This window comes from Photobacterium sp. SP02, from assembly GCF_038519165.1.
Taxonomy (GTDB): Bacteria; Pseudomonadota; Gammaproteobacteria; order Enterobacterales; family Vibrionaceae; genus Photobacterium; species Photobacterium halotolerans.
Genome location: NZ_JASJOJ010000092.1, coordinates 1 through 9,672 on the forward strand (window position 1 = coordinate 1; position 9,672 = coordinate 9,672).

The following is a 9,672-nucleotide window of genomic DNA, read 5'->3' on the forward strand; positions in this document are numbered from 1 at the left end:
ATATTGGATCAGATCAGTCCAATGACGAGTAATAAACCAGCGTTATCCACAACACCAGGGAAAAATTCAGGACGAATTTTTAGGTTGTCGGCGCCGGGAGCGCCTACAACCGCCCGGCCAGCACCAGAGAACCTAAAGGCATTTCTGGTTACGCTTTGTGCCAGCAAAGAGTAACTGGCGCGCATCCTGCCGTGCTGAGAAAAACACCGAACTCAAGCGCGACATATGATCAGCAAGAATTGATGCCCTTTTAAAGTGGTTCGTGGATCAACACCTTGCTTCGGTGATCTTCTGCGTGGATACTGCAACTGGTTTGGCATAATCAATGCCATAGACAGATAGTGAAATGGTGGTGTCTAGTGATTTTGTGTTCAGTCATTCCAAGTGTGGCTGGGCCTGATGAGCGGAACTTCATGGCATTCGTTATGCCTTTGGGAGAAATACATGGCAATTCCAAAACATTCTAAGTTGTTTGATTATGCGAAAGGGGCTTATTTCTCTGATAGCTTTTCACATGAAATTCCCAACAAAAATCAGACCGCACTTGATGTTTATCTTGAAATAGCGAAACAAACGCCAGCGTGGATTTCTTTCTTAATGGCAACGAGAAATCGTATCGTATCAATGCTTGGATTAAAGCATTTAGGCAGGCTTCAGGATGCCGTTGCAGCGAAAAACCCAACAAACATGAACCTTGGTGAGCGGATTGGTATTTTCACGTTACATAGTAACAGTGATACAGAAATCGTCTTGGAGGACAGTGACAAGCACCTTGATGTGAGAGTGTCGTTTTTGCTGGACGTAGAAGGCGACAAGGTGATAGTTCATGCAACCACAGTGGTGCATGTACATAATTTTTTTGGCAAAGTGTACATGTTTTTTGTTGCTCCAATTCACAAGCTGATTGTCCCGAGTTCATTGAAAACGTTGGCACAGGCATAACAAATGCGACGTTTCTACCTCGTTTGCTTTGCGTGGACGTCAGACTAGAATGTTGCAAACTATAGGAGCGACTTAACTTTTGAAAATTAAAATTTATGAGGGAGGTTGCCTTTGCGGGAACATTCGGTTTGCTGCCAAAGGTCCTGTATTAAAACCGCACACTTGTTCCTGTCGACAATGCCAACGCCATTCAGGGGCTTTAACCCAGGCATGGGTTGAATTTCCTAAAGAAAATATCGTTTGGACGGGTATTGATGGTGAACCTTCAAAATGGCGATCTTCTGACTATTCCTCCAGAGCATTTTGTTCTGTCTGTGGTAGCACGATTGGTGCGATTGATGATGAGCCAACGATTGCTATTGTTTTGGGGGTCTTTGATAGTCCCAACCTTAAAGCTTTCGCTCCAAAAGGGCATTCCTATATCTCCAAAAGACCTAAATGGTGGAAAGTAGAGGTAGACGCCTAACAAACGCATGCGCGGCGGGTTGAGCATGAGATTTCCGGAATATCGGTAAGGAGATAAAAATTGAGCAATATGTTAGAGAAAGGGAAAGAGATCCTGGCACAGCAGTCTTTCAGTTTGCTTTTGGGGACAAAGCTGGACGTTTTTGAGGCCGGCACTGCTGAATTGAGCCTTGATATGAGAGATGATCTCAAGCAAAACAATGGTTTTGCACATGGTGGTGTCGTTAGCTATTTGGCTGATAACTGTATTACCTTTGCTGGAGCATCAGTATTGGGAAGCTGTGTCACTTCAGAATATAAAGTGAACTACGTCAGGCCAGCCATCGGAGACAGATTGATTGCCAGGTCAACAGTTTTATACTCTGGAAAGCGCCAAGCTACCTGTGAGTGCAAGGTATACGCCAAAACAGATAACGAAGAAAAACTGGTTGCGGTTTCTCTTGGAACAATCAATAAGATTGATGCTAGTTAACCAAGCCAAACACAACGACGGCTTTTGTTCACAGTTTCCGGGCGATTTCTACAATCAGGTTGCGAAGCCATATGTGGGCAGGATCATCATGTTGCCTTTCATGCCAGATAATTGATGGGGTGAATGACGGTATTTCTACCGGGAGTTCAAGTACTTCTATAGCAACCGACTTGGCAAGCTGATGGGCCAATCTTCGCGGAATGCACAGAATCAAGTCACTTTCGGCCACAATCATGGGAGCAACCAAGAAGTGAGGGGTTCGTACCGCAATTCTTCTGGTGAGCCCGTGTTGCGCTAGCGCTTCATCCACGGTACTCCTTCCCTGGCCGGTGATAATCACCGAAAGATGCGATAACGAGACAAATTTTTCGAGTGTCAGCTCTGCGCCGATGATCGGATGACCTTGGCGTACCACACAGACAAAATCTTCATCATAGAGTCGCCTGCTGTAAAACCTTGCAGGAAGCCCTTCGAAAGAGCCAATTGCCAGATCTGCGCTACCCTGAGCAATCAAATCAACGTTGTCACCGGCTGTTGCTGGCATAACCAGATCAATCCCGGGTGCCAACGAGGCAAGTTTAGCGACCAGCTCAGGCATTAGTAAGAGGGCTAAATGATCTGCGGTGGCAACAGTAAATTTCCCTGATGCGGTGCTTGGATGAAACTCCGACGGTGCGACGATTGCGCGAGCATCATCCAATAACTTGGTCACCGGTGCCGATAATGCGAGTGCTCTTTGTGTAAACTCCCATCCGTTGGTTGTTCGAACTAAAATCCGATCGTTCAATAATCGGCGTAAGCGCGCTAAACCTCGACTTGCCGCAGGCTGGCTCAGCCCTAATCGTGCGCCCGCACCAGTCACACTGCCTTCTTTCAGTAAGGCGTCAAACAACTTGAGAAGATTGAGATCGACTCTACCTATATCCACTTTTTGCATTCTCAATATAGCCTTCATGCATTTTTCATATGTTGGTGGGCAGTATAGCATTCCTCACATCGAATCCATTATGGTTCTGAACGAGGAGAGGATTGATGAGCATTAACGAATTGTATGTTGTCACAGGCGCGACAGGCCGCACAGGATCTGCTGTAGCAAAAACATTACTCGATGCCGGAAAACGTGTGCGGGTTGTGGTGCGAGATGAGCCCGCGGGAGATGTGTGGACGACGCTTGGGGCGGAAGTCGCTGTGGCTGATTTCTCAGATGGCTTTGCCCTTTGCCGGGCCTTTTCTGGTGCGGACGGTGTGTACATCGTCAGCCCACCTCAGTATTCATCAGCGGATCTATTTTCACAGGCTAGAGCGATGGCTCACACCATTGCAGCGGCAGCAAAAGAGGCGAAGTTAGCCAAGATTGTTGCTCTCTCATCAATCGGTGCTGAACAAGCTGAGGGAACCGGCTGGATCGCCATGAATCGTATGCTTGAGACGAGTTTCATCGATACAGGATTGCCTGTAACATTCCTTCGTGCAGCCTACTTTATGGAAAACTGGAGGCCGCTCGTTAAGATGGCTGTACTCCAGCGCCAATTACCCAGTTTTCTTTCGCCGTTGAATCAAAAGTTCCCGATGATCGCAACAGAAGATATTGGCCGTATCGCGGCTGAAGCGCTCTGTGAAAACTGGCTCGGCGTACGAGTCATTGACCTGGAAGGTCCCGATAGGTATTCCCCGAATGATGTCGCGGAGTACGTATCCCTTAAATTTGGAAAAGCGATACAGCCTGTTTCTATACCGGAATCAGACTGGGTACAATCAATTGCTGGCCAAGGCTTTTCAGCGGCGGCCATCGACGGATTTATCGAAATGACTCAGGGTCTTAACTCTGGTCATATCACTTTTCAAGACAGATCGGGCATTGAGCGCCGTCTTGGGACGGTGAAGCTTGATGCAATGATTGATGCGCTGGCTGCGGGGTAATATCCTGCGGCCTGCCGTGGCGGCGCATCATTTCCAAAAGATCGGGCGAAGCGTCTTGCCCGATCTCTTTCGTTCTAGTGACAACTGGGTGACTCATCACTTCAGTTAGTTACATGATCTCTGGCGCTTGGCCGAGTTTCACCAGCGCTCGACCCCAGTAATGAGTGGCACCTCAACGCTGCGATTGGCACTGAACGAAAGCGCGTCACAGCCACCGAGCCACAACAACGGTACTCGCTATCTGGATTTCCGCTTTCGCGAGAATGGCAGGTACAGTCCATTTCTCCTTTAATGAAATGTCCCAAAACCTGAAGCATCAAGCAGAAAATCAACAAAGGTACGGTTCTTCAAAGACAGGTGCTTTGAGCGGTAAAGAAGATTGATCGGCCTGGCTTCTGGCACTGCGTCTTTGAGTATTTCCACCAAGCGTCCTGATTCGATTTCATGTTCTACCAACATCTTGGGTTGAAGCAGTACGCCAGCGCCTTGAATTGAGGCAAATTTCAATACATCGCCATTATTTGAAGTCAGTCTGGTGTTGCTATGACTCAACGTGTTGGATGGCAGGTTGATTACCTGTTGACTCTCCCCCTGATGGTATTGAAAGCCTAAACAGCTGTGATGGCTGAGATCATCCAGCGAGTGAATTGGTCCGTTCTTTTCCAGATAAGAAGGCGCGGCACAATATGTCATTTGGTAATCACCTAAGTATCTCGCGACCAGGGAAGAATCAACTAATTCACCAATCCGGACGATCACGTCGGCATCGGTTTGAAATGGGTCGACCAAACGATTGTCGAGTATCAATTCCACATTGATTTCAGGATATTCAGCGAGAAAGGCTGCGACTATCGGAGCAAGTATTATCTGTCCATAAGTAACCGGACAATTCACTTTAACTGTGCCTCGCGGGCGGTTGATCAGTGTATGGATCAGGTTTTCTGCATTCGCTATATCTTCAGTGATTCGGTGGCACTCTTGATAGTAAAGTTTGCCAGCCTCGGTAAGTGACTGTTTTCTTGTAGTGCGATAAATCAGTTGTGTACCCAAGCTTTGTTCTAAGAAGCTGACGTGCTTACCAACCATAGTGGGTGAAATCGCGAAGTGATGCGCTGCGCGACGAAAGCTGCCGTGTTCCACAACATACGCGAACACTTTCATACTGGTTAACTTATCCATTGCGCACTATAAGTTCATAAAGAATTAACTGAAGGAAAGTTTATCAATTGAGCAGGGTTAATTAAAGTTGGCCTTGAACATGAAGCCTGAATCATCAAGAGAGTCACTATGAGCCAAATAATTTTTGTCACCATTGAAGCGCATTTCTGCATGCCACATACCCGAGCGTTGATTGCATCGGATGTGGCTCAGTTAGTTCAGGTGTTTGAAACCCAGGAAAATGGAGGGATGTCATCATGAAGTGGGGAATTCTCGGAACCAGCTTTATCTCTGGAGTGATGGCGGAAGCGATCAAAGGTGATGATAAAAGCGAATTGTATGCGGTAGCGGGTCGTTCAGAGGATAATTTATCGGCGTTTGCCAGACAGTACTCCGTTGAGAAAACATTTTCAGACTATGACGCGCTGATCAGTGATGAGTTGGTTGATATTATTTATATTGCTTTGCCGAATCACCTTCACCATGACTTTATAATGAAAGCGGTTCAACAAGGCAAAGCGATTCTATGTGAGAAGTCGCTTTCCATTGACATGGCGAAAACTGAGCTGGCGCTGCAAGCGGTAAAAGAACATCAGGTGTTTTTTGCCGAAGGGCTGATGTACCTGCATCATCCATTGATTCGTGAGCTGGTTGCGATACTCGAATCTGGCGAGATTGGTGAACTGCGCTCTATTCACACTTCGTATATCGCATCCATTGCGCAATTCGTCAATCCTGCCAGCAAAGGGGCATTATATAACCTGGGTTGCTACCCGGTATCTTTGATGTATTTGGTTGTGAAAACCCTGTTGGGTGAACAAGCTTTTGAAAATCGCACGATGAAGGCAATGAGCCGAAGGGGAGAGGATAACAATATCTGCGAATCGAGCCTGCTGATGTGTTTTGGTGAAAATAACACAGCCTTTGTACATACCGCCGAAGACCATGGCTTGAAACACCATTTTACTGTGCTTGGCACGAAAGGCAGTATCACAATGGCATCGAATCCATGGTTACCGGCTTTAGACAATCATATCAGCGTAGAAATTTATGAAACGTCAAAGCGTGATATCGCAGTCAGTGCTCAAGGCGACGGCTTCTTCTATCAAGTACGTCAAGTGCGTGAAGCGGTAGAAGCCGGGCGTAAGGAGCTGGTGGCGCCATGTGCGACCTGGCAAGATTCTTATCAAATTATGCAGTTACTGACTGAATGGGAAAGCCTCGGTGCCTCATAACCTGGTTTCAAAAAGGAGCGAGATAGTGCATCGCAAGAACACGTTGTGAAGAGGCTTCACAGGTCAGAGATTTTGCGATCATCTTTGATGTTTCTTGTATCTTGAGCTTAATTCCGGTGTTTCTGATCGCATGAGAAAATGCTGAGTTTGGGACTGAACGAAAGCGCAACATACCAATCACACTTTTGAAATGGCGCTTATATTCGGGAATTCCATCGTTGTGAGAATGGCGGACCAAATTTATTTTCCTCAGCGAAAGTGATCTACCACCCCAGGGGAAAATTCAGGACGAATTTTCAGGTTGTCGGCGCCGGGAGCGCCTACAACCGGCCCGGCCGACACCAAAGAACCCAAAGGCATTTCTGGTTACGCTTTGTGCCAGCAAAGACTAACTGGCGCGCGTCCTGAGGTGCTGAGACAGGCGGCGGACTCAAGCGCGACAAACCAACAACACAGCTGAAATTGCACTCGTTGCTGCGCTCATTTCTCATCGACATGGGAATGACAGACCAAACGTATTTTTATAAACGAAAATGATCCACAACCCCAGGGGAAAATTCAGGACGAATTTTTAGGTTGTCGGCGCCGGGAGCGCCTGCAACCGTCCCGGGCAACACCAGAGAACCTAAAGGCATTTCTGGTTACGCATTGTGCCAGCAAAGAGTAACTGGCGCGCGTCCTGAGGTGCTGAGACAGGCGCCGGACTCAAGCGCGACATACTATCAAACTCCGACTTAACTAAACCAAAAGCTCAATAACACCTACATCCCGTAATACGTCGAAAGATAAACAAGGATCGCTTCACGATCATCAGGATCTAATTCATCCATCCCTTGCTCCTCAACCATCCATGTTAATAACTCATCCCACCTCTCTTTGCTGAGTCCTTGTTGTGTAACGAGATAAAGCGAATGGCAGGCGGAGCAAGCGGACGCCACCAGCGCCATGTCTTTTCCCGGTGCCAGGATACCTTCACCGGGCGATTTTACCGGCTCGTCAGCCGATTCAGTGATCCAATCCGGCGGCGTCGGGTTTTGGGTTGCCAGCCAGGCAATTATGGCGGCGCGTGCCCCCGGATCTTTCACGCCGGGAAAAACCATCTTGGTGCCGGGTGCGAAGTCTGAAGGGGAGGCCAAAAACGCATCAAGTTTGGCGGCATCCCACTGCCCCTGAAGCTGCTTGAGTGCCTCGCTGTATTGGAAACCTTCAACACTGGCGATACTGCGTTCGGCTAAACCCCAGAGTGGCGGCCCGATGGCTGCCACCCCTTCAGGTCCCATCTGGTGACAGGCTTTGCATACCAAAGCTTGTTGTTCGCCTGCGGCAATCAGGGTTTCATTGGCTGAAAGCGGCAGGCTGCCAAACAGAAGCAGAGAAAATGAGAGCGGGATAACCCGCTCGATGAAGCTTGCTCGATTCATGCGGTTATCCGTTCACGACTAACGCAACACGGTGGAAGGTGTTGTTCAGGTAACCTTTGGGATTCCAGGCAATGGCAAAAGGCTGGCTGATGCCTTGATCGTCTGTGGCTTTGGCCCAGATTTCGTAGTAGCCGGGCTGAGGAAATTTCACCTTGGTCGTGAAGGTTTGCCAGGCGCCTTCATTGGCCGGTGCAGAAAGATCGGCATCCATCCAGGTTGCGCCAAAGTCGATGGATACCTGTACTTTCTCTATCTTGCGATCACCAGACCATGCATGACCTCGGACCGAGACTTCACTGCCAGACACTGTGGTGTTGGTTTGCGGCGAAGTAATCAGCGATTTCACCGGCATTCGCTCGATGATCTCAAAATCTTTTTCGTCCACCTTTTCACCCGGTGCAACAGGACGGTTGGGCACACGGTAAGACGTGCCTGTCATTTTGGGACCGTCGTGGATTTGATCCCGGATCTGAATTCGTGTCAGCCATTTTTGCGAGCAGGAGCCGGGCCAGCCGGGCACAACCAGCCGTAATGGGGCACCATTCATCGGATGCAGTGCTTCACCGTTCTGCGCAAAAGCAATCAGGTTTTCGCTGCCCATTGCTTTGGCTATTGGTACGCCGCGGGAAATGGGGATTTTTCCTTCCCTGCCGGACAGGTCTTTATCCGCACCGTAATGCGCGGTGTAAACGGCATTCTCTTTCACACCGGCGGCTTTCAGCACATCGGCAAGTCGCACGCCTGTCCAGGCAGAACAACCCACGGCGCCGTATGTCCATTGATTTCCTGTGGCTTTGGGTTCGAAGAATGCGCGGCCATTCCCGCCGCATTCCAGCACGAGTTGCTGTTCTACGACATCGAAGTTTTTCTTCAGATCAGCAATGGTGAGCGTCATAGGCTTGTCGACCAGGCCGTCAACCGTTAACTTCCAGGCGTCCGGGTTCACTTCCGTCGGCGGGATACCATTGTTGCGGATAAAATGACGCGCGGTGGGCGTGATGTCGTCATTGAGCAGGTGGGGCGGGGTCTCTGCGTTCATCGGCCTGTCGTTCAGTACCGTTAAGCCGTCTTTACCTTCTATCACCACATCATCCAGGCCTTCCGCGAAAGCGGCGGGGATCAAGCCTGCGGGCATGTTACGGTGAAAAGGAATCGCACCGCCAAGCACAGCAGCCATTGTCGCTAAACCTGCGCCTTTCAAAAAGCCGCGTCTGTCCGGAAAGCTGACCCGGCCAAAGATTTTTTTGTCCGCTGAATCCGGGTTTTTCTCGTAGAACTCGAAGATACCTCGAGGTGGATTTTTTTTGTCTTTAGCCATGATTCGCACCTTTATCAAGTCAACTACCAGGCGCCTCTGGTTCAACATATGTGACCAAATATTAACGTTCATTCGGATCAACAAGATGACTGGCTGAGGCACTTTTTAAGACTGAGATTCAAGCACTCAGACCGCAAAATTGCTTGCCTTCTGTGCTCAAAGGTTGCAGCTACGCTACTGAGTTTAGTTTGCAACCCAGCTTCTCTCAAACTCACTCGCTTTGTGCGGGATAGGTCTGTCCAACCTGATTCGAAGCGACGCTATGATGGGGTCGTCGAATAGAGCTGGGCCTGATCATCAAAAGCCAACTATATTCTTTGGGATAGTGAATCCACCATGTTATCTGTTCAAAATCCATTTCGGGATGTACTTTTCAATCTTATTGTTTTTTAAGGATGATCCAATTTCAGAACATGAGGAGAACTCTGATGGGTATGCAATATGTTCGACTGGATAAAGACAATGCTGCAGTGCTCTTGGTTGATCATCAAACCGGGCTTTTATCTCTGGTCAGGGATATAGATCCGGACAAATTTAAGAACAATGTGCTGGCACTGGCCGATATGGCACTTTATTTTAAGTTGCCGACAATATTGACCACCAGCTTTGAGCAAGGGCCAAATGGACCTTTGGTGCCTGAGCTGAAAGAGATGTTTCCTGATGCGCCCTATATTGCCAGACCCGGACAAATTAAGGTAAGACATATCCATCCCTGTGTGTTTATTTCCATTTTGGAACCAG

At 48.5% G+C, this 9,672-nt stretch carries 10 protein-coding genes and 1 pseudogene; 7 read left to right on the top strand and 4 right to left on the bottom strand.

All coding sequences use genetic code 11. The features are described from left to right. The first annotated feature begins 444 nt into the window (after nucleotides 1-444). The 3 genes from P0Y67_RS21355 (at nucleotide 445) to P0Y67_RS21365 (ending at nucleotide 1,879) form a co-directional block, all read left to right on the top strand. Nucleotides 445-942, top strand: coding sequence for a DUF2867 domain-containing protein (locus tag P0Y67_RS21355; protein WP_342393493.1), 498 nt, complete (start codon nucleotides 445-447; stop codon nucleotides 940-942). Between the two features lie 79 nt (nucleotides 943-1,021). Beyond that, nucleotides 1,022-1,408, top strand: coding sequence for a GFA family protein (locus P0Y67_RS21360; RefSeq protein ID WP_342393494.1), 387 nt, complete (start codon nucleotides 1,022-1,024; stop codon nucleotides 1,406-1,408). A 69-nt stretch (nucleotides 1,409-1,477) separates the two neighbouring features. Further along, entirely contained in the window at nucleotides 1,478-1,879 is a 402-nt protein-coding gene (locus P0Y67_RS21365) for a PaaI family thioesterase (RefSeq protein ID WP_255558054.1), read from the top strand. Between the two features lie 28 nt (nucleotides 1,880-1,907). Here P0Y67_RS21365 and P0Y67_RS21370 read toward each other — a convergent pair whose 3' ends face one another. Then, nucleotides 1,908-2,816 (bottom strand): LysR family transcriptional regulator, encoded by a 909-nt coding sequence (locus P0Y67_RS21370; RefSeq protein ID WP_342393495.1) that lies wholly within the window; start codon nucleotides 2,814-2,816, stop codon nucleotides 1,908-1,910. Nucleotides 2,817-2,911: 95 nt separating this feature from the next. Between P0Y67_RS21370 and P0Y67_RS21375 the strand changes: the two genes are divergently transcribed. Continuing rightward, the gene (locus P0Y67_RS21375) at nucleotides 2,912-3,799 is read left to right on the top strand and encodes an NmrA family NAD(P)-binding protein (RefSeq protein ID WP_342393496.1); all 888 of its coding nucleotides are present in this window, start codon (nucleotides 2,912-2,914) and stop codon (nucleotides 3,797-3,799) included. 288 nt (nucleotides 3,800-4,087) lie between these two features. On the opposite strand, the gene P0Y67_RS21380 is transcribed toward P0Y67_RS21375, so the two are convergent. Further along, nucleotides 4,088-4,978 (bottom strand): LysR family transcriptional regulator, encoded by an 891-nt coding sequence (locus tag P0Y67_RS21380; RefSeq protein WP_342393497.1) that lies wholly within the window; start codon nucleotides 4,976-4,978, stop codon nucleotides 4,088-4,090. 108 nt (nucleotides 4,979-5,086) lie between these two features. Here P0Y67_RS21380 and P0Y67_RS21385 point away from each other — a divergent pair, with 108 nt between their 5' ends. Then, complete coding sequence (locus P0Y67_RS21385; RefSeq protein ID WP_446728864.1) at nucleotides 5,087-5,218, top strand: hypothetical protein; 132 nt, start codon at nucleotides 5,087-5,089, stop codon at nucleotides 5,216-5,218. Then, nucleotides 5,215-6,192, top strand: a complete 978-nt coding sequence (locus P0Y67_RS21390) for a Gfo/Idh/MocA family protein (RefSeq protein WP_342393498.1) — start codon at nucleotides 5,215-5,217, stop codon at nucleotides 6,190-6,192. The genes P0Y67_RS21385 and P0Y67_RS21390 overlap by 4 nt, the downstream gene beginning before the upstream one ends. A gap of 761 nt (nucleotides 6,193-6,953) precedes the next feature. On the opposite strand, the gene P0Y67_RS21395 is transcribed toward P0Y67_RS21390, so the two are convergent. Both P0Y67_RS21395 and P0Y67_RS21400 read right to left on the bottom strand, forming a co-directional pair. Next, nucleotides 6,954-7,613: a c-type cytochrome gene (locus P0Y67_RS21395; RefSeq protein WP_342393499.1), complete on the bottom strand. Its 660-nt coding sequence runs from the start codon at nucleotides 7,611-7,613 to the stop codon at nucleotides 6,954-6,956. Between the two features lie 4 nt (nucleotides 7,614-7,617). Next, on the bottom strand, nucleotides 7,618-8,931 hold the full coding sequence (locus P0Y67_RS21400) for a molybdopterin-dependent oxidoreductase (protein ID WP_342393500.1): 1,314 nt from the start codon (nucleotides 8,929-8,931) through the stop codon (nucleotides 7,618-7,620). A 428-nt stretch (nucleotides 8,932-9,359) separates the two neighbouring features. Between P0Y67_RS21400 and P0Y67_RS21405 the strand changes: the two are divergent. Further along, a pseudogene (locus P0Y67_RS21405) lies at nucleotides 9,360-9,672 on the top strand (hypothetical protein); the annotation flags it as partial.